Below are 21,568 nucleotides of genomic sequence, written 5' to 3' on the forward strand. Positions count from 1 at the left end.
CTAGGAGTAACCATGTTAAATAATTCAAAACCCTCATTAAAACCCTTGTTAACAGCGATAACAGGTATTTTGTTATTGTCCGCACAACCGACTCTTCTGTTGGCAGCCGATAGCCTTGTTAGCGAAGCCGATACCGTAGCCGATGCGGTTCTTGGGCAATTAGACTTAAACCATAACAGCCATTATTTGGTTGATGGTTATGGCTTAAACTTAGCGGATTGGGAAACAGGCGATGTCGCTATTGATAACAGCGTTACGCCTAATCGGGTGTATGTAACAGATACCGCCAATAACCGTGTGCTTGGCTGGAGTGATATAAAAGCATTTCAAACCCATGCACCGGCTGATATTGTCATAGGCCAACCTAACTTTGCCGAAAATACCGCTAATAACGGTGGTGTCAGTGCAGCAAGTTTAAATGCACCTTCTGGTGTGGCTGTTGATAATTCAGGCAATTTATATGTCGCGGATACCGGTAATCATCGGGTGTTATATTATCGCTTGCCCTATAAATCTGGAGGAAAACTAGCCGATGAAGTATTTGGCCAAGGTGGCAGTTTTACTAGCCATGCAGAAAACAACGGTGGCGTAACAGAAAACTCACTGTCTTATCCTACCGGTTTGACAGTTGATAAAGCTGGTAATTTATACGTCGCAGATAGTGGTAATAATCGCGTTTTGGAATTTCATTCACCATTACGAACTACGGTCGTAACAGGTTCTGGCGATACCAGTGCGGATAGAGTTTTTGGTCAACTAGGCGTGTTCAGCTCCAACAGCGCTAATGCTTTTGGCGCGACGGCGGACAGTATTTACTACCCTAGTGATGTAGCTGTTGATATACAAAACAATGTGTATATCGTCGATTCGTTTAATAACCGCGTATTGAAATACAAAAAGCCTCTGGTAACCGATACGACCGCCGATAATGTCTATGGGCAGGATAAGTTATTTACTACCGTTGAGTGTAATAAAGGCGGAATTTCTAAACGGAGCTTGTGCTACCCTTGGTCGGTTGCTGTCGATGCTAATGGCGATGTTTACATTTCCGATAGAAGTAACCAGAGAATTTTGGGTTATGCCAAAGGAAAAACACGGGCGGATACTGTATTGGGTCAACCTAACTTTATTCGCCATGAACATGATGTTGAAACTAGCCGTAAAACACTCAATGGTCCTTCAGGTCTAGCGCTGGATAATGCAAACGATGGCGCTAAGCTCTATGTAAGCGATGTCTATAATAATCGCGTGTTGCAATACCAGCCTAGTCAAGACGAGGTTACTAAGGAATGGTCGTTTAAACGGTGGCAACCCGCAAGTGGTGTGTTAGGTCAATATCTATTTAAGACGAGCTACAAAAATGATTTCAATAGTCGTGTCTTTAGTTTTTCTGAATATGATGATTCAGGCTCAATCGCTATTGATACTAGCGTGACACCAAGCCGGGTTTATGTCGCCGATACCGCCAATCATCGGGTGTTAGGCTATAACAGCATCGCCGCATTTACCTCTCAAGCTAAGGCTGATTTAGTCATAGGTCAACCCAATGCTTATAGTCATGAGGCTAATTATGGTGGCTTAAGCAATAAAAGTTTGAATTACCCGCGAGCCTTATCCGTTGACAAACACGGTAACTTATTTGTTGTCGACAATGGTAATAGTCGAGTGCTGGCGTTTAACACACCATTTACTACGGACACCACTGCGGATGTTGTATTAGGGCAAAGCGGTAGTTTTACGACTAACAGTTGTAATCAAAATGGTATCAGTGCTGATAGCTTATGTTATCCAGCGGGCATAACCGTGGATAGCAATGATAGTGTGTATGTGGCGGATTTAAACAACCATCGTGTTTTAAAATACTTAGCGCCATTAACGACAAATGTTGTTGCCGATGCCGTGTATGGTCAAGGCGGCAGCTTCACGTCTAGTCTGTGTAATTTTGATGGTGACCCAGATATTGCCAGTGCAAATAGCTTCTGTCATCCCCTTGGTTTAAGCGTCGACGCTGAAGACCGTTTATATGTAGCCGACTGGGCAAACAACCGAGTATTAGCCTTTCCTAAAGATACCACCAGTGCCAGCCATGTTTTCGGACAACCCGATTTAACTAGCAAAGCGTGCGCTACCACCAGCGCCGATAGTTTGTGTCACCCACGCTCAGTTACCGTCAACAGCCAAGCCGACGTCTTTATCAGCGACCATGCCAATAATCGAGTATTGAAGTACAACAGCCCGTTGACGACTGATAGACGAGCTGATCTGGTATTTGGTCAAGATGGGCATTTCGATACCGGTAGTTGTCTTGCCCCCGTCAGTGCTTCGACCTTATGCGGTCCTGATACGGTAGCGACTGACAGCGATGACAATTTATATGTTATCGATAGTCAAAATAACCGGATAGTGCAGTTCTTACGTCCGTAACAGCCACCGAACGTTAATAGCTCTGTTTAACGCGTTACATTAATGTTGGGAAATAGTTAAGCAACGGTCTCCTCTTCTGTCGCTTAAGCAAGGATGCGCCTTTTCACGCTACCGATTGCATCGGTAGCGTATTTTTTAACTACATACTCTCTAGGTAACTCTTATGATTAAGAAACTAACTGGCTTAAGCCTCTTGCTGCTAGCAGGGCTAAGCAATCCTTGTGCAGCACAAATCAATAATCCCATTGTATTTGTCACTCAAGTCCCCATACCCGGTGACTTTTGCGCCCTAACCTCAACATTTTGCAACCAAGAAGGCGATATAGATAGCACCGGACGCGGTGGTGATTTATGGATACGCTATCCTGATGGTAGCCTAAAAAACTTAACTCAAGCCGCAGGCTTTGGGCAAGACGGTTTTCAAAGCGACCAAGCGATAGCCGTGCGTGACCCAGCGGTGCATTGGAATGGCAATAAAGTGGTTTTTAGTATGGTCATCGGTGCGCCCAGCCAACGCTATCAAGTTAAGCGTTTTAACTGGCAGTTATACGAAATTACCGGTTTAGGTAAAAACGAAACGCCTGTTATCACTAAAGTCGCTAAACAGCCATTAACCTACAATAATGTAAGCCCAACGTATGGCACTGACGACAGCATCATTTTTACTTCGGATAGACCGCGCGGCGGCAAAAGCCATTTATACCCACAATTAGACGAGTATGAAGAAGCGCCAACGGTAACTGGCTTATGGCGTTTAAACCCAACGACAGGCGCATTAGCCATGGTAACACATGCTCCATCAGGGGATTTTTCACCGTTTGTTGACAGCTTTGGCCGGGTGATTTTTACTCGTTGGGATCATTTGCAACAAGACCAGCAAGCGGCTGCGGATAGAGACGGTGGTGATTATGGTACGTTTAATTATTCCGGCGAGTCGGCTAAAGCCAAGATATTAAATACCCGCAAAGAAGTGTTTCCAGAGCCTATTGCACGCGATGAAATTTCGCTAGCGGGTACTAATTTGCATGGTCATGCCTTTAATCAATTTTTCCCTTGGCAAGTGAATGAAGATGGCTCCGAATTAGAAACTGTTAACCATATTGGTAGACACGAGTTAGGTGGTAGCTATGTTGAAGGAGTTTTTACCGACGATCCAAGTTTAACAGCGGTTATCGACAGTCCTAACCAAAATAAAATCGCCAATTTTTTCCAGATTAAACAAGACCCTATCCACCCTAATGATTTCATAGGCGTTAATGCGCCAGAGTTTGGTGCACATGCATCAGGACAAATTGTCCGGTTAACCCATGTTGAGCCAGGTCATAATCCAGATGATATGCGTATTGAATATGTGACTGACCCGTCAACGTTTGGTTTACTAGGCGATGATGAAACACCTAGCCCGGAAAATTCTGGCCATTATCGTGACCCAGCCGCGTTAACCGATGGCTCGTTAATCGCAGCTCATACGTTTGAAACTCGACAAGACCGCAACGAAGGCACAGTGTCTGATGATAACTCCGTATCATCACCTAAATCACGTTATAGCTTCCGTTTACGCACATTAAAGCAATTACCAGGTGGTACTTGGACAGCCGACCAACCGCTAACCAATGGCATTACTGAAGTCATTAGCTATTACAGTCCTGACACATTGAGACAATACTCGACTGAACTCTGGGAATTACAACCGGTAGAATTAGTGGCTAGAACTCGACCTAATACTAGAGTGACCAGTTTAGGCGCGCCAGAACTGCAAATCTTGCAACAAGAAGGCGTGACTGAAGCGAGTTTAAAACAGTATTTGAAATCTAAAGGTCTAGCCTTAGCGATTATGCGCAATGTCACGCAACGTGATAGTCATGATAAACAACAGCCGTTTAATCTTGCTGTCAAAGGTTCTGGCACACAAACGACAGGAAACTCAGGCAAACTCTATGAAGTCGCGCATTTTCAAGCCTTTCAAGCCGATCAAATTCGTGGCTTATACGGCTGCTGCGGCTCAACCACCCCTAAGCAAGGTCGCCGAGTATTGGGCGTGCCTGTACACGGGGTTACTGCAAACCCACCGTTAGCGGCTGGCGCACCTAAAGGTAGCGTTAAAATTGCTAATGATGGTTCGGTTGCAATGTTATTACCCACGCAAAGAGCCGTCAGTTGGCAGATTACTGATGACAAAGGTAAATTTGTGGTACGTGAGCGCAACTGGTTGACATTACAACCGGGTGAAGTTCGCACATGCCCAGCTTGTCATGCACCTAATACCGAAGACCAAGCCGGCCATGCGACAGCAACTAACCCACCAGAAGCGTTACGGCAATTGCTGGTGTATTTAAAAAGTAATGGCAGCTTGCCATAGTGCTTTAAACTCTCTGTTAGCCGTCGGCTAGCGGAGAGTTTCTCTCTGCTTAACGCCCATTAAGTAACGTGGAAAAATACATTTATCAAAAAACTAGAGGTTTCTGCGCCATAACGACGCAGAAACCTCACCCTTTATTCAATCAAAAACTCACGCATCATACCCATGTCTTCATGCTCTAAGTTATGACAGTGGTACATGAACAAACCTTTAAAGTCTTGAAATGGTTTGATAATGCGCACGGTTTCACCAGGCATGACTAAGACTGTGTCTTTTAAACCGCTCTCGATAAAACCGTCGCGTACACTGGCATAGCCTGCATCATCAGCGTCTTCGATACTACGGCTAATGATTTGGAATTGCTGACCGTGTAGATGAATCGGATGCGCCATAGACATCATCATACCCATGCGTCCGTGCCGACCTCCGCCTGAACCATGCCTACGTCCCATGCCCATACCGCCGTGTCCGCCATGCTCGTGGAAAATTTCCATTAATTGAATGGTATTGACTGGAATACGCTCAGTAGGCAATGGATTATTGTATTCATAGGCATGACCGTTTAACAGCATCGCCATGTGGCCTTCACTAATCGCGATAGGCCTAGGCTGATTCGGATTCGAGCATTGGTTAAGCGTAAGCGGTGTCAGTGACGCTAATTGTTTGGGCAATTTCGGACTATCGTCTATTTTCCGCGCAATCTTAAACGTCATGATGGGAAAATCGCTACCTAACGGTAAACTAGAGTGATTCATCATCATACCCATTGATGGTAAGGCTCCGCTAAACGCTAAGCTGCGCAACGTCAGTAACGTCCCTGGATTACGGCCACTAAAATCCGCCCAGACATCTAAACGTTCACCCGGTGCTAGCATTAAATATGGCTTAACTTCCGGGGCCGCCAACAGACCGCCATCAACGCCTAATACCGTGATAGGCGTACCATCATCCCAGCCCAATTTGTAAATACGCGCATTAGAGCCATTCATAATTCTAAGTCTATAGGCGCGGCTATCGACATCAAGTTGATAATCGGCACGGCCATTGACCAAAATACGGTCACCGTAATTGCCCATCATGCTGGCATGCATACCATGCCCATACGCGAGTTGATTATCTGCATCAAAGGCGCGGTCTTGAATAACAATCGGTAATTCATACGCGCCAGAAGGCAACTCCAATGCAGTTTCTTCAGCATCGCTAACGCGTATGGCACCGGCTAGCCCATAATAAACTTGCGTGGCAGTCGCCTCATGCGGATGGGGATGATAAATATGTAGCCCGGCTCGATTTAAGACTTCAAATTCATAGACTAGGCTTTCACCTGGATTAATCGCATAAACCGGATGACCGTCCATTTCCGCTGGCACATGTAAGCCATGCCAATGGGTCACGGAAGCTTCGGGTAAGGCATTTTGTAAATGAATGCGGACTTTTTGCCCGCGTTGTAGCTGGATAAGTGGGCCTAGATAGGAATCAGGCAAAGTGACTAAGGTATTATCAGGCCCTTTTAATAGCTTGGCGCGGTATTGAAACACGCGGGTTTGTTGTCCGGTTAAAATAGGTACTGCCCCTCGTTCACAACGTAATTCAAATTCAACATCGGGTTTAAACGTGGGCGAGGCAGTTCGCTTAGGCATTTGGGGCAACATGGCCATGCCTTGCATAGCGCCCGACCAGTTAGGTAATAACGTCGCAGCGACACCCAAACTGGTATGGGTAAGAAAGCGGCGACGGGAATAATTCTTATAATAGTTTGACATTTCCTCTCCTCAGACTTGCGTCTTGTTGTACCGTTCGGCACGTCAAACTATATCAGAAAATCCTAATATTCAAACTATTGAGTCATACTTAATTGCTGACTTAAGACATTTAAATCAACCGCCTGTCCGAGTTGCTGATAGTCCGCTTGCGCTTGATAAGTTAATACGCCAAGAAATTCTGCGTGCAGTCTAGCTTTTAGAACTTGTAAGGTTTGCTCAGGACATACCATGTCCGGGTCTACGCTTACTGCTAACCAACCTAGGCAACGAAGTCCTGCTTGCTTAATCGCCGCAAGTGTTAAACTCGCATGATTAATACAACCTAAACGTAGTGCGACGACTAATAACACCGGTAACTGCAATGCCAATGCTAAATCACTCATGGATTGCGTTGCATTAATAGGCGATAACCAGCCTCCCGCACCTTCGACTAAGACAACATCAGCCAGGCTTTGTAAGGTTTGGTAACGTTGTTTCAGTAATTCAAGCTTAACCGGATTATGGCTCCCGGCTATATCAGGCGATACCGGCAATTCATACGCATAAGGATTGATTAACTCATACGGTAACGGTATCGATGACGCCTGTTGTAGCGCTAACGCATCCTCATTACGCCATTCGCCTTGTTGCCACAAACACCCCGATGCGACCGGCTTCATGCCAACTACACAATGATTTTGCTGTTGTAATAAGTGCATTAAAGTGAGCGTAGCCCAGGTTTTACCTGCATTCGTATCGGTTCCAGTAATAAATAGTCCAGATTTCATACACTAGCCTGTAGGGTGATAATTTCAAAAGTCGCGCTAATCGTAGACGCCTGCGTTAAACGCAAATAAGCATTTTCTAAGGTTTGTAACTGAGCGCGTGTCGTTAAGCCTTTTTTGCTTGCGCCGACGATTTTATTCGCGCCTATGGTTTTTAACGCCTGCATTAACTCAAACACTGAAGCATATACACAAACATGGCGTTGGCATTGCAGTGTTATCGTGCTAAATCCGGCTTGTTTTAATAGGGTATACAGTTGCTCTTGGCTATAAAAATCATTAACGTGTTGATAGCTATCTAAACTGGCCCACGCTGTCTTTAACTCGATTAATGAATTCGCGCCGAACGTCGTGAACATTATCTGGCCGTGGCGGGTTAATACCCTACGGAAGTCGTTGAAACTATCAGCTAACTGCTGACTCCATTGCAGCGCTAAATTCCCGCACAATAAATCAACACTATTACTGGTAAAAGGTAGCGCATCCATATCAACACAGGCATAGTGCAGTGTAGTTAAGCTGCTCAATTTTTGCTGCGTGGTTAACAACATAGGTCTCGCAAAATCGGTGACGATAAAGCGGTGCGTAGTCATAACCGGTGCTAAGGCTTCGGTCAAAAAACCGGTACCACAACCTAATTCCACAACCGTTTGCGCGGAACATTGCTCAAGTCCAGGTTTTATCAAGCCAGCAAGCCGTATTGCACTCGCCTGTTGTAATTGAGCGGCTTGTTCATAGCGAGGCGCAGCCAAAGCAAACGAGTCTTTAATCTGTTGCTTAATCGTATTAGTCGCGGCAATCATTGAAAAAAGTCATGAATCAGTGCCAAACATTCGGCACTATCGGATAAAAAAGGCGCATGAGCTGAACCGGCTAAGCAGTTAACTCGTATCTGAGGATTTAATTCAGCTAATGCAGGCGCTAACGCTTTAGGTACTAAGGCATCTTTTGCCCCTAATAACGCCATAACGGGCTGAGCAAGTTTGGTTAATGCAGGTCTTAAATCGGTATCGGTTAATAAAGCTAAACCGGCCTGTAACGTGGCGTTATTCGGTGCAGACCGTTTTGATAATGCACTTCTTAGTTGTTTTAGCACCGGCTTATACGCCGCCATACCCTGTACTTGTAAGCTTAGAAAGCGCAATAACGTGGCAGGCGCATCTTGTAATAACTGCTCAGCAAATTGCTGTAATACCTCTGCCCTCATCCCAGGCCAATCGGCGCGTTTAACAAAACAAGGATTACCTGCGATCAGCACTAAGCGCTTGACTCGCTCCGGATGACGCTCGGCTATACTCAACGCAAGCGTCGCACCTAATGACCAACCCAACCAATAACTAGGCTGATTCGGTAATGCCGCAATAATCGCATCGCCTACCGACGCTAAACTATAAGGAATTACTGTGTCACTTAAGCCATGTCCGGGCAAATCGACCAGATAAACTTGGTAAGACTTAGCCAACTCTTGCGCAAACTCATACCAAATAGCGCTATGCATAGACCAACCGTGTAGCATGACTAGCGGTTCACCCGCACCTAAGCATTCAATATGTAACTGAGTCATTAATGACAATGATGGGCTAAGCGGGTTAATAAATAATCAATATCGGCTTTATCGTGTTCGGCCGACAACGTGACGCGTAAGCGCGCGCTGCCTTTAGGTACGGTGGGTGGCCTAATCGCCGTAACCCATAAACCATCCACCAATAACGCTTGGCTGACGGCTAAAGCTTTACCGCTATCGCCAATAATCACAGGGTGAATGGCCGATACGGACGGCAAGATTTCAAGCCCTAAGCGCTTAGCACCTTCGCTAAAATACACACTAAGCTCGGCCAGTTTATCTCTACGCCAGGCTTCATCACGCAACAGCGTTAAACTCGTTAAACTGGCACACGCCAGCGCGGGCGGTAAGGCTGTGGTGTAAATAAACGTGCGCGCCGACTGAATTAAGGTTTCTATCAGCGCTTCTGAACCGGCAACAAACGCACCACAACAACCCAATGCTTTCCCCAACGTCGCCATTAAAATAGGTACATCGTCTTGCGTTAATTGCAACTGTTCTAAAACCCCACCGCCTTGTGCGCCTAACACGCCCAAGCCATGCGCATCATCGACCATTATCCAAGCCTTATGCTCGCGTGCCAGCGTAGCGAGTTCAGCTAACGGCGCCATATCACCATCCATACTAAACACACCATCAGTGACAATCAGTTTGTTGCCTTTCGCTTTCGCTTTCGCTAACTGCTCAGCCAAGTGCTGGCTATTCGCATGAGCGTAACGCTGAAAACGCGCGCCAGAGCTTAAACCACCATCGAGTAACGACGCATGATTCAGCCTATCTTCTAATACCGTGTCGCCAGCGTTTAATAACGCAGTCATTACGCCAATATTAGCCATATACCCAGTCGAAAATAACAATGCGCGCTCGCGCCCAGTAAACTCGGCTAAAGCCAGCTCTAACTCATGATGCGCCTGGCTGTGACCCGCTATTAAATGCGCAGAACCACTGCCCACACCGTATTGTTCTGCGCCTTGCTGCAAGGCTTGTATCACTTTAGGATGGCTTGCTAACCCTAAGTAATCGTTACTACAAAAATTAATAACGTTGCGCCCGTCTACCTTTACCTTAACGCCTTGGGCGGTTTCTAAAATACGCCGAGTGCGGTAAAAGGTTTTGTGCGGCTAGTGACTGTAAGTGATGTTGTAAGTGGGAAAACGACATGGTTTAGTTAGGCTTATGGGCTATGCACTTTAGACGAGACAATGCTAAATAGGAACAGGACATTCAGAGCGCAGGACGCCGTAAATACATCCCTGTAGGCTTGGCGGCAGCATCCCTGCTGCCGACACCTGCTCTCTAAACGCCCTGTCCCTACTTAAGTTGGTAGCCGACGTTTGTACCTACGAAATTACGCATAACTAGACCCACCCGCATGTAAGCCTAACCGGTTAAACAATTGCTTATCATGGTTAGTCATGGGGTTATCGGTGGTTAATAGCTTTTCACCATAAAAAATAGAATTCGCACCCGCCAAAAAGCATAAGGCTTGCATTTCATCGCTCATGCTATTGCGGCCTGCCGATAATCGGACACGCGAAGTTGGCATCATAATGCGCGCCACGGCAATAGTTCTGATAAACAGTAACGGGTCTAGCGCATCGGTACCCATTAACGGCGTGCCTTCGACTTGCACCAACATGTTGATAGGTACGCTTTCGGGATGTTTAGGCAAGTTAGCTAATTGCACCAGCAAATTCGCCCTATCGTCATCGCTTTCACCCATGCCGACAATACCGCCGCAACAGACATTAATACCGGCCGCGCGCACTCTATCTAAAGTATCTAAACGGTCTTGATACGTGCGTGTCGTGATGATTTCAGAGTAATAATCTTCTGAAGTATCGAGGTTATGGTTGTAATAATCCAAACCACCGTCTTTTAAACGTGCGGCTTGGCTATCGGTTAACATACCGAGAGTTGCACAGGTTTCCATACCTAAGGCTTTAACGCCTTGTACCATTTCAACGACACGCTCTATATCGCGGTCTTTAGGCTGACGCCACGCCGCACCCATGCAAAAACGCGAGGCACCTTGTTGTTTGGCTTGCGCTGCTGCTTGTATTACATCACTCACTGGCATGAGGGCTTCAGACGTCAAACCGGTATGATAACGCGCGCTTTGCGGGCAATAGCCGCAATCTTCTGAGCATGAGCCAGTTTTAATGCTGAGCAAACTACTGATTTGCACTTCATTGGCATCAAAAAATTGTCTATGCAGCGTTTGTGCGTTAAAAATCAAATCATTAAACGGCGTTGCAAAAAGCGCGAGCACTTCACTGGTTTGCCAATCGTGGCGAATTAAAGACATGGCTATGTTCTCCGGGTATAGTGTGAGCGACTTTACTCAAACACTTGTCAACTTGATATTATTGTTATGGGTTACAACTGGCTTAATATTATACAGAATTACTTGCTACCGCCTACTTGTGTTTTATGCGGGCATGAAGGTTTTTTAGGTCGAGACTTGTGCGAGTATTGTTACCGAGACTTAGCGCGTAACCTCATCTGTTGTTCACTATGCGCGCGCCCGCTAGCAACCAATGAATCAGGGCTTGTTTGTGGGGAATGTTTAAGGTTAACACCGGCTTTTGATAAAACACTGGCACCGTTTTTATACCAAGATGCCATGCAGTTATTGATTACCCAATTGAAGTTCGGTGGTGATTTTAAAAATGCGCGTATTTTAGGACAGTTATTAGCCGAGCATATCCCAGGAGACGACTTACCCGAACTGATATTACCGGTACCGTTACATGGGCAACGTTACCGGGAACGCGGTTTTAATCAAGCGCTGGAAATCGCAAGAATTGTTGCGACCGAATTGAAGTTACCTATTGATTTTTATAGCTGTAAACGCAACCGCCCGACGGAGCAACAAACGCAATTAACCGCTAAAAAGCGTCGGCAAAATATCAAACATGCGTTTAGCGTAGTTAAACCTTTACCGGCTAAGCATATTGCACTACTAGACGATGTCATGACCACCGGCGCGACAGCGGATGAGCTGACCAAAACCTTAAAAAATCAAGGTGTTGAACGAGTCGAATTATGGGTATGCGCCAGGGCTTGGTATAAAAAATCTTGATACGACTAACATCGCGAAATACTTAGTTTAACCGCTTATGTCGGGTGCCCCCTACTTAAGCTCAATATTATTGCTGGTGACATGCCACACAGTTGAATGACGAATTAAACATGATTTTTACACCCGATGGACCACTCGAATCATCGTTAAATTGAGCAACGTTATCCCGTGCATTTTTAATACGATTTTCCAGTACGTCACGGAATTTCCATTTGACATAATCGGCTGATAATCTCGCATTGGCATAAATTTTTTGAGCGGTAGCCCAATCACCTGATTTCACCAACATATCACCCATATTTAAAAAAAATCCCTCAAAATTATGTGGCGCAATCCAAGAATTCCAGCACACCCGTTTGTTTCCCTGCACCGTCAGCAATCGCATATACTTAGAAAAATCAGGATTATTTCTATCGACGGTCTCATCGACACAAACATCTAAATTACGCCATTGCCATTCCAGGCCTTCTTGGAATTGGGACGAGTTAGCGGGTTGCGAACTCATCATATAGCCTGCAGTAAAAAAGTTAAATTCAGGCCATTCGCTGATTGAGTCCACCAATAAATAATACCCTTCGCGAACGAGCTTTTCATCTTTATGAATCGTCCCCTCGGCAACGATTGAACTCCCCAGAAAACCTAAAAAGCGGGCATCTAAAGGATTGAGCCTCACAGCCTCATGAAAATATTTATGGGCTAATACCGCATCATCAGTGATAAAAGACGGTATTTCCTGCAACCGACTACGCTCTGCTAATCGCCAAATATGGAGCCATCCTAAGTGTGCAGCCGTAACTGAATCGTTAGGAGCATCCAAATAAGCAGCCGTCATACTTTCTAATGCATTGGAAATTTTTTCATATTCGCCAGCATGAAAGATTTGCCAAAACAACGCATCAGCTTTTAATGCCGCACGGCTGCGAGTAACCGTATCGTGTTTTGACGGCGCAGATTTAATGGCTATGTAAGCACAAGAAGGAAGAAACGTAATTATCGCAATAATAACGAGAGTAGATTTTTTCATAAAAAGTCTTGAGTTAGATAAAAAGTCTAGTAAAATCGGGGTCAGAGTAAATCAGCAATAATTTTTATTATGGGTCTTCATCTGACCATTCAACGATTTTTACATAGCAGTATTTTTGATTCATTTTTTCACCTCTTCAATAGCAGCCTCGACAGCCCGTTCCTGATTTTTTGGCATCATCTCCCGTTTTTCCAGAGATGATTACTGCTCATCAAAAACGGTGAACCGCCATCGGTGCGCCCCGAAGACAGATTGCCTAGCGGCGAATTCCTTTTACGCAGCTACTTCGATAAATGTGCTTTTTGATACGGGTTGAGGAATTGGCTGACCTTCATTTTGCAAATCTTCCAGATGAAATTGAATGGCCTCTCGAATCAGCTCAATAACCTCTTGCTCAGTTTCCCCAACCGCTACACAACCAGGCAAATCAGGAACAAAAGCACCATAACTTGATTCGCCTTTCTCAACTATAACCATATATCGCATAGTTACTCCTTCAAACCCGCTTGTTTCAAAATGCTGTTCAGCGTGCCGCGAGGCACGTCAATGCTGAGTTTACCCGCAACAGTGACTGTTCCAGATTTAGTACCATGATGAAATTGACGATGACTGCCACGCTCACGCACCAAAAATCAAGCATCTTTTTCTAAAATGCTCAATAACTCAGAAACTTTCATGAAGGCGATTGTACGTCTTTGTTAAGTAAAAACTAACATCGAAGCTGTGAGCTAACAACAACGTGACTTTTTAGCGAAGTAAGGAGGTTTGGCAGCAGCAAACCGCCATCGGTGCGGCCCGGAATGACGGATTGCCTAGCGGCGAATCCACCTTACAGCGTTAGTTTAGCCTCTCCTTAGGTAGCTGAGTGTTTGCCTTTTGTAGGAGCTCCGCCTGAGCAATTTTTATCTCGGCTTCTTCCTTGCTCAAGATGTTTTGCTCCGCCAACCACTTAAACTTCTGTATCTCATTCTCAAGATTATTTTGGGGGTTGACATCTCCATACCATGCTAGAAGCTGTGATTTTCTTCTCTTATTTAGTTCATCGATGATTTTGTCATGATTTTTATCCTGAATAACAAGAACATTTGCTCGTTCGGTACGAAATACGGTGTACTTTACCTTTGAAAGGTAAAACCAGATAAGGCATGCCGAACCAACGGTTATCCAAACTCCCTTGCCTGCTAAGGGCATATTTAAGAAAATAGCTTGGCTATACTGGACAATCCCTAATGCAACCCACAGAACGCCTACATTCCTAAACCATTCATTTTGTTCGATTTGAACAGACGATTTTTGCGGCAAATCCGCATAATTTAAATCAACATCTCCAGACCCATTGTTATCTTTATACGCGAAATTAAAATAGTCATCATGAAGCGTGAAAGTGTGTTTATTCGATTTTTTCTTTTGTACGAATTCCATTGTAATTACCTAGTTTAAAAATACTTCTGAAAAACTCTACGTTTCTGAAGATAGTGTCTGAACGTATTAATTTGGTATATTTTGCCGGAATTGGTGATTGTTCAGTTTCGAATCCACTATTTAGCTAATACTACATGGACTACTTCACTATGGAAGCAGTTAGCCAGGCCCTCAGGTTTTGAAAGCTTGAAACTCAACTATGCTCCCACACTCCATTAAACCAAACACTCACGAACGCCCACCCGGCAACAACTTCACTAACCACGCAATAAAATTATCCCGGCTACGCGAGCAAATCACGACTTTACCGGTACCGGAAAACTTCAACACCACGCCTTCGCCACTGGTTACGCTGTTGACTAATTGCCCGAAAATGCCACCGCCTGATTGCGTGGCGACTGAAATCTCGTGGTGTAAACGACTATCCCACGCCACGACATGGGCATTATCTATCGTAATAGGTTTATCTGGCGTGACATCTAAGGTAAAACTTGAACCAAAGCCTGAGACAGCTAATTTACCGACGCCTGTGGCTTCGCAAACAAAAAAACCACCTGAATGACCGAATAATGCCGAACCCACATTTTGCGTACGCACGTTTAAATTTACGCCACTTTCTGCCGCGACAAAACGCGCCATCGGTCAGCATATAGCTGTCGCGACCGACTTCTAAGACTTGAATCGCGCCAGGTAACGCGGGTGATAATAAACAATCGCCATCGCTACGCACCGCTTCGATGTGTTGCTGGAAAAACGACTCACCGGTTGCGAAAACCCGTGTTAACGCGCCGCCAATGCCGCCGGTCATTTTGCCTTTTAACTCTAAGCCGTTTTCCATCATCACCATTGCGTTAGATTCGCAATAAATTTTCTCACCGCGTTTAAGACTCACATGTAAAAACGGGTCTACATCTCCGGTGACAGTAAACTCTGCCATGACTCACTCCTCTCGTGTTGTTAGCTGAAATTGCTGCGTATTATGCCAATACCTGGCCTGGCTTTCACGTTGACTTATTAGCGCATAACGTTGTTGTGTGAAATATAGGCTTAGCGCGCCTTTATCCGCTGTGTTGACAGCGTGAATGCCTAATTGTTGATAACGTTTGACGACGGACTCATGCGGATGACCAAAGCTATTATGGTAACCGGCGGAAATAATCACTGCTTCAGGTTGCACCGCTAATAAAAATGGCGTGGTCGATGAGGTTTTGCTGCCATGATGCGGTGCGAGTAACACCGTTGTGGCTAATTGTTCGCGTTGATGTTCGACTAACCACGCTTCGGCTTCCGCTTCAATATCGCCGGTTAATAAAACCGAATACTGACCGTTACTGACTTTTAAGACGCAGGATTGATTGTTTTCCGAGCCTAAACGCTGCTCAGACGGGGCTAACATCGTAAATTCAACGCCTTCCCATTGCCAATGCTGACCTGAGCGACATAACTCTGGCTGATAAGCCGATAATAACTCAGGTACGCTGGTGTATAGTTGACGTGCTGGAATTTCAGCTAATAACGATGCGCTACCGCCAATATGGTCGTTATCGCCATGACTAATCACTAAACTGTCCAGCGCCGTCACGCCGTGTATGCGTAAAAACGGAATTAACACCGACAAGCCAATATCACTATCTGACGAAAATTTTGCACCGGTATCATAGATTAACCAATGCTCAGCCGTTTCTATCGCAACAGCTAAACCTTGGCCTACATCTAACACCGTCACGTTAAACTCACCCACGCGCGGCTTATCGCCTTCAGTAAAAAATAACGGTAAGAGTAAAACCAACGCTAAACCGCGCATCGGTATACCTTTAGGTGCTAATAACCATAACACGGCGGGTAGCGCTAATAGCAGCGACGGCCAAGTCGGTTGCGACAAGGTCAATGTGGTATAAGGCAGCTTGGCAATAGTGGTTAAACCTTGATAACCATAGGCTAAGAGCGTATCTAATTGCGTTAACAACCATTCTGCTGCATCTAGCCAAATAAACAATAAGCCCACTGCTATTAATGCCAACGGTACGATAATCACGCTAATAAACGGCACCGCTATTAAATTAGCAATCGGCGCATTTAGGCTAAACTGTTGAAAATAAAATAACACAATGGGCGTTAACGCGACGAAGCTTGCCCAATTAACGGTTAAGGTTTCGATGACAAGCCCAGGCTGTTTTAAGCGTCCAGACAAGCAATAGACAATAATAAACACCGCTAAAAACGACAACCAAAAGCCTGGCGCAAAGACCGCAAACGGGTCGAATAACACCACCGCCACAACCGCTATCGCTAACACCGACAAGGGCTTATAGACGCGCTGTTGCTGTAATGCCCACATGTAAACGCATAGCATGATAGCCGCGCGCTGGGTTGGAATAGAAAACCCGGCCAATACCGAGTAAAACACACCTGACAAACCGGCAATGACAGCGGCGATTTTCTGCGCCGAATAACGCAACACACCGCTATACGCCCAAAGTTTAACCACTAACCAATACACCAATCCTGCCACTAACGCGATATGCGAACCGGAAATCACAATTAAATGTGTCGTGCCCGTTTTCCTAAACACATCCCATTGTTCACGGCTAATGCCCTGGCCATCGCCTATCGTTAACGCGGTTAATAACGCCGAATGCTGATGTTGAGCTAAATAATCGCTAATCAACTGCCTAAGCACATTAATATCCCGCCAGGCCGAACCTTCCTCCAACAGCACCGGTTTAGGGTATGGGCGAATATAACCGGTTGCGCCTATATTTTCGCTTAGCGCCCAGCGCTCATAATCAAAACCACCTGGATTTAACAGCCCGTGCGGCGGTTTTAAACGGACATTAAATCGCCAATACTGCCCCGCTTTAACCGACATAGTTGCCTGATACCAGCTTAAACGAATTTTATCCGGTAACTTAAGCTCACTGACATCGGGTGCAAAGTCAAAACGCAAGGCCTTACTATCGCCATCGGGCAAGCTTAACACCTGACCGCTAATGATTAAGTCTTTACCGGCTAAGTTTTCCGGTAAACGCTGTGCTAACCTATTATTCGCGATGGCTATTGTCCATGTTAAGCCGACAAGTAATGCCAACAGCCACCACCAACGTTGCCAAGCCGTAACCAGCATAAATATGACTAACACAACCAGCATTCGCCCATCGGGTAGCTCAGGCAAATACTGAGCGCATAATACCCCGATGAATAAAGCAAACGCATGGCTTAACATAAGTCTTAAATGGAGCCTTTGAAGTAGAACAGTCGACTTGAACGACTTGCTATTTGACGCTGCCGCATTTGAAATACTTTGATGACCAACTGCCGCCAGAGTCCAAACAGTTATCGATAAGCAAATACTGCCTGACGTAAGGATAACAAAGCCCTAACAGGACCAAAACTATAACCATTTTTGCAAATATACTTTTTTTTATTTGCTTAAGCGTAAACTGCGCAAATATCGCAGAAACTAATAGCGTAATGCTATACCACCCACTAATAATCCCTTGCTGATACCATGCTTCTGGATAATCATTTGGCGGACCTCCTGAGATCCAAAAGCAATATAGTGAATAATTCAACATCCAAAAACCAGCCAGTACAAACAGTATCGACAATATAACCCGGATAAATCTGTTGGATGTTTTCATATTTTTCACATAGCTAAGTTTTAATCACCCCATCTTCCATGTGTAACACTCGCTCTAATTTAGACGCTAGCTCATGGTCATGCGTCACGACTAAAAAGCTGACGTTTAACTCTTGATTTAACTCTAGCATTAATGCGTAAACCTGCTCTGCGGTTTTGCTATCTAAATTACCAGTCGGTTCATCGGCTAACACTAAGGCAGGTTTATTGATTAAGGCTCTAGCAATCGCGCCGCGTTGCCGCTCACCACCTGATAATTCACCCGGCTTATGCTCGATACGATGCCCTAAACCGACGCGTTTTAACAACGCTTCAGCGTCCGAGCGCGCTGTTTTTACCGATTGCCCAGCAATAAGCAATGGCATCGCGACATTCTCCAGCACGGTAAATTCGCTTAATAAATGATGCGATTGATAAATAAAGCCTAACGCCTGATTGCGCAAACGCGCTAATTTTCTGCTATTGGCTTGCTTATAATTAACGCCGGTTAAAATGACCTCACCTGAACTCGGCTTATCTAAACCACCTAGCAAATGCAACAGCGTACTCTTACCCGAACCGGAAGCGCCCATAATCGCAACACGCTCTCCAGCCGTGATGGTTAAATCCACGCCTTTTAACACCTCAACGTCCAGTGTGCCTTGTTGATAACGCTTACATAAACCGCTACAGCTTAATATGATGGATTTATTCATAACGCAGCACTTCCGCTGGGTTGACTTTCGCGGCTTGCCACGCGGGATAAAGCGTTGCTAACACCGTTAATAAAAATGCCATGCTGGCAATGACATAAACATCGCCCCACATCAATTTAGACGGTAAGTCGCTAATGTAATAAACCTGAGCGGATAAAAATTTAAAACCAAATGTATCCTCTACGGCTTTAACCAGCTTAGCCACATTCAGCGCTAATAACACGCCACCTAAACTGCCTAATAACGTACCGAACACACCAATCACCGTACCCAACACGACAAAAATGCCCATGACGGCCGGTGAAGTCAAGCCTTGGGTTTTTAAAATCGCTATATCGCTACGTTTATCGGTCACCACCATAATCAGCGTAGACACAATATTAAACGCTGCGACGGCAACCATTAATAACAGAATAATTGACATCACGCGTTTCCATTTTTATTGCTTGGAAAAAATTATCATGCGCTTTAGTCCAATCGCTGACTAAATAATTCGGGCTAAACTTATCCGCCAACATTTGCGTAACCTGTGGCGCGTTTTAGCACGTTATCCAGTTTCACACGTAGCGCAGACACGGCGTTATTTTCAAAACGGAATAACTTAGCGGCATCGTCTAAATGAATAAACGCCATGTTGCGGTCGTATTCAAACATACCGACTTTAAACACGCCGACAATAGTAAACCGGCGCATTCTCGGCACCACACCTGCTGGTGTTGATGTCACTTGTGGCGTAATGACAGTTATCTTATCGCCGATTAATACGCCTAAATAAGATGCCAATTCAGCACCTAACACAATCCCGTATTCACCGGCATGTAAATCTGTTAACGAACCGGCCAGCATTTTATTCGCAACTTCTGACACCTTAGCCTCTGTTTCAGGCAATATGCCGCTTAATACTGTGCCGCTGACGCGACGGTCAGCATTAATCATCACTTGCCCAGTAATAAACGGTGCTGATTCCATGACATGAGGATTAGTTTTAAGCTGTAGCTGTATGTTTTGCCAATCGCTTAATTCACCGGATGCACCGGTCACGGTGGCATGTGCGGTCATGCTTAACATGCGTTGACTAATCTCTTCAACAAAGCCATTCATCACCGATAACACGGTAATCAGCGCCGTAACGCTTAACGCAATACCTAAAACCGATGCTAATGTGACAAAAGAAATAAACTGAGTACGGCGTTCGGCACGCGTATAACGCAAGCCAATATAGAAAATTAAGGGTTTAAACATTAGGGGGCTTTAAGGTTTTTTACATTTAGGGCATAAGCCATATAAATACAAGCCATGATCGGTTAACTCATAGCCTAAATTAATCGCGATTTCTTTTTGTCGTGCTTCGATAACCTCGTCGGTAAATTCATCGACTTTACCGCATTTTACACACAGAATATGGTCATGATGGTCGCCGGTACTCAGCTCAAACACCGAGTTACCGCCTTCAAAATGATGGCGTGTCACTAACCCTGCCGCTTCAAACTGAGTTAACACGCGATAAACCGTTGCTAAACCAATGTCTTCATCTTCGCTTAACAGAATTTTATAGACTTTTTCAGCAGTTAAATGCCGTTCATCAACTTGTTTTTCTAAAATCTGGAGGATTTTAAGCCTGGGCAAAGTGACTTTTAAGCCCACATTTCTTAAATCATTCGTTTCCAAAGGTATGCTCCGATAAATCCTGACGTATTTAGTCTATAGTTTACCATTGTCCGTAGTGACATATTAATAACTTAATCTGAGCAAATCGGGTTTGACTGAGAAACATTACTGAACAAAAAAACCTAAAGAGGCTTATGAAACAAGTCAACTCAGCAAGGACGAAAATCCAACAACCTACCCCGCTTACCAACCGACAATAAAAGGACTTTTATTAGGAAATGCCTTCTTAAACGTTGCCGCCATAACTAAACTGATAGCAAGAACGACCGGTGTAGCAACCACGAAACCTAGCTGTCCAATAAAAATATTAAGATGCCCAAAATCTGACAAGTATTCAAAGAAATAAAGAACCCAAGGGTGTATGAAATAAATAGCAAAGCTGGCAGAAGCGATATATTTTAAAAAGGGTAAGTCTTTATGCTCAAATTTCTGCAGTACCGATAACAGGAAAAAACACATCAATATTTTTTGTAGCAGCATCATATCAATCCCATCATAAGACAATAGGAGATTTCTATGAAAATTCCCATAATGGTCGTAGAGCAAAATTTGCGCCATTGACATCAAAACAACAGCGATTCCCAACACAAAACCCTTGCCTACCAGAAATTTAAATACTTGTTCTCTCTTTATTGAGCAAATAATTCCCAGCATGTATACCGGCATAAAGTAAATCACCGAATGTAGATGTGGAAAATTATCCAATGGCCGATGAATTAAGGTTGAAATGCATAATAAGATCAAAAACAAACTCACCTGAATTTTTATAGGGAGTTGTATCTGCTTAATAAATATCGGTGAAAGCACAAAAAAAATCATGATAAAGGGGATATACCAATAAGCGGCCAGGATGTTTCCCACCCACCAATACTGGGCACTTAGCCAAATATATTGATACCAATGACTTATTGAGCCGGTGATAAAAAACTTCAGCACAGGCCGAGGGATGCTCCAAATAAACAATAAAACAGACAACACCGGCGAGTGTTAGAAAGGTATAGGGCAATAACACATATTTCGCTTTTTTCCATAGGAATTGCCGATATTGAAATTTAGGATAAAACGCATGATGGAAAAAAGAAGCCTGAAATAAATACAAAAAAAAAAAGTAGTGCCTCCCATCACTAAATTAGCCAATACTTTCTCGTAAAACGAATCTA

General features: G+C 44.6%; 19 protein-coding genes and 1 pseudogene. 3 read left to right on the forward strand and 17 right to left on the reverse strand.

Translation table 11 applies throughout. The features are described from left to right. The first annotated feature begins 12 nt into the window (after positions 1-12). Positions 13-2,424, forward strand: coding sequence for an NHL repeat-containing protein (locus tag VZ94_RS12245; protein WP_045779444.1), 2,412 nt, complete (start codon positions 13-15; stop codon positions 2,422-2,424). 163 nt (positions 2,425-2,587) lie between these two features. Further along, a complete protein-coding gene (locus VZ94_RS12250; protein WP_045779445.1) occupies positions 2,588-4,783 on the forward strand; it encodes an HzsA-related protein in 2,196 nt (731 codons plus the stop codon). A 134-nt stretch (positions 4,784-4,917) separates the two neighbouring features. Here VZ94_RS12250 and VZ94_RS12255 read toward each other — a convergent pair whose 3' ends face one another. The 6 genes from VZ94_RS12255 to bioB all read right to left on the reverse strand — a co-directional run bounded on the left by VZ94_RS12255 (position 4,918) and on the right by bioB (position 11,182). Next, on the reverse strand, positions 4,918-6,546 hold the full coding sequence (locus VZ94_RS12255; RefSeq protein ID WP_045779446.1) for a multicopper oxidase family protein: 1,629 nt from the start codon (positions 6,544-6,546) through the stop codon (positions 4,918-4,920). Between the two features lie 74 nt (positions 6,547-6,620). Then, complete coding sequence (gene bioD, locus VZ94_RS12260; protein WP_045779447.1) at positions 6,621-7,313, reverse strand: dethiobiotin synthase; 693 nt, start codon at positions 7,311-7,313, stop codon at positions 6,621-6,623. Beyond that, positions 7,310-8,113, reverse strand: a complete 804-nt coding sequence (gene bioC, locus VZ94_RS12265) for a malonyl-ACP O-methyltransferase BioC (RefSeq protein WP_045779448.1) — start codon at positions 8,111-8,113, stop codon at positions 7,310-7,312. The genes bioD and bioC overlap by 4 nt, the downstream gene beginning before the upstream one ends. After that, positions 8,110-8,874, reverse strand: a complete 765-nt coding sequence (bioH, locus tag VZ94_RS12270; protein WP_045779461.1) for a pimeloyl-ACP methyl ester esterase BioH — start codon at positions 8,872-8,874, stop codon at positions 8,110-8,112. The genes bioC and bioH overlap by 4 nt, the downstream gene beginning before the upstream one ends. After that, positions 8,874-9,965 (reverse strand): 8-amino-7-oxononanoate synthase, encoded by a 1,092-nt coding sequence (gene bioF, locus VZ94_RS12275; protein ID WP_082081606.1) that lies wholly within the window; start codon positions 9,963-9,965, stop codon positions 8,874-8,876. Before bioF ends, bioH begins: the two co-directional genes overlap by 1 nt. A 257-nt stretch (positions 9,966-10,222) precedes the next feature. Beyond that, entirely contained in the window at positions 10,223-11,182 is a 960-nt protein-coding gene (bioB, locus tag VZ94_RS12280) for a biotin synthase BioB (protein ID WP_045779449.1), read from the reverse strand. 66 nt (positions 11,183-11,248) lie between these two features. Between bioB and VZ94_RS12285 the strand changes: the two genes are divergently transcribed. Then, complete coding sequence (locus VZ94_RS12285) at positions 11,249-11,959, forward strand: ComF family protein (protein ID WP_045779450.1); 711 nt, start codon at positions 11,249-11,251, stop codon at positions 11,957-11,959. Positions 11,960-12,026: 67 nt separating this feature from the next. Here VZ94_RS12285 and VZ94_RS12290 read toward each other — a convergent pair whose 3' ends face one another. The 11 genes and pseudogenes from VZ94_RS12290 to VZ94_RS12335 all read right to left on the reverse strand — a co-directional run bounded on the left by VZ94_RS12290 (position 12,027) and on the right by VZ94_RS12335 (position 21,386). Then, positions 12,027-12,983, reverse strand: a complete 957-nt coding sequence (locus VZ94_RS12290; protein ID WP_045779451.1) for a hypothetical protein — start codon at positions 12,981-12,983, stop codon at positions 12,027-12,029. A gap of 273 nt (positions 12,984-13,256) precedes the next feature. Further along, positions 13,257-13,469 carry a type II toxin-antitoxin system HicB family antitoxin gene (locus VZ94_RS12295; RefSeq protein ID WP_045779452.1) on the reverse strand — a complete coding sequence of 71 codons (213 nt, stop codon included), beginning with the start codon at positions 13,467-13,469 and terminating at the stop codon, positions 13,257-13,259. Positions 13,470-13,471: 2 nt separating this feature from the next. Beyond that, positions 13,472-13,609, reverse strand: coding sequence for a type II toxin-antitoxin system HicA family toxin (locus tag VZ94_RS24470; RefSeq protein ID WP_239649894.1), 138 nt, complete (start codon positions 13,607-13,609; stop codon positions 13,472-13,474). Between the two features lie 211 nt (positions 13,610-13,820). After that, positions 13,821-14,405, reverse strand: a complete 585-nt coding sequence (locus tag VZ94_RS12300; protein WP_045779453.1) for a hypothetical protein — start codon at positions 14,403-14,405, stop codon at positions 13,821-13,823. A 228-nt stretch (positions 14,406-14,633) separates the two neighbouring features. Further along, entirely contained in the window at positions 14,634-15,002 is a 369-nt protein-coding gene (locus VZ94_RS28975) for an AIM24 family protein (RefSeq protein WP_239649892.1), read from the reverse strand. Next, positions 14,923-15,342, reverse strand: coding sequence for an AIM24 family protein (locus VZ94_RS28980; protein WP_239649893.1), 420 nt, complete (start codon positions 15,340-15,342; stop codon positions 14,923-14,925). Before VZ94_RS28980 ends, VZ94_RS28975 begins: the two co-directional genes overlap by 80 nt. Before the next feature lie 3 nt (positions 15,343-15,345). Continuing rightward, complete coding sequence (locus VZ94_RS12310; protein WP_045779454.1) at positions 15,346-17,628, reverse strand: DNA internalization-related competence protein ComEC/Rec2; 2,283 nt, start codon at positions 17,626-17,628, stop codon at positions 15,346-15,348. Between the two features lie 431 nt (positions 17,629-18,059). After that, a complete protein-coding gene (lolD, locus tag VZ94_RS12320; protein WP_045779456.1) occupies positions 18,060-18,740 on the reverse strand; it encodes a lipoprotein-releasing ABC transporter ATP-binding protein LolD in 681 nt (226 codons plus the stop codon). Beyond that, a pseudogene (locus VZ94_RS12325) lies at positions 18,733-19,982 on the reverse strand (lipoprotein-releasing ABC transporter permease subunit). The gene lolD and the pseudogene VZ94_RS12325 overlap by 8 nt, the downstream one beginning before the upstream one ends. Positions 19,983-19,991: 9 nt before the next feature. Continuing rightward, positions 19,992-20,408, reverse strand: a complete 417-nt coding sequence (gene fur, locus VZ94_RS12330) for a ferric iron uptake transcriptional regulator (protein ID WP_045779457.1) — start codon at positions 20,406-20,408, stop codon at positions 19,992-19,994. A gap of 183 nt (positions 20,409-20,591) precedes the next feature. After that, on the reverse strand, positions 20,592-21,386 hold the full coding sequence (locus tag VZ94_RS12335) for an acyltransferase family protein (RefSeq protein ID WP_082081610.1): 795 nt from the start codon (positions 21,384-21,386) through the stop codon (positions 20,592-20,594). Positions 21,387-21,568: the final 182 nt, after the last annotated feature.

It is taken from the genome of Methylocucumis oryzae (assembly GCF_000963695.1).
In the GTDB taxonomy this organism is placed as follows: Bacteria; Pseudomonadota; Gammaproteobacteria; order Methylococcales; family Methylomonadaceae; genus Methylovulum; species Methylovulum oryzae.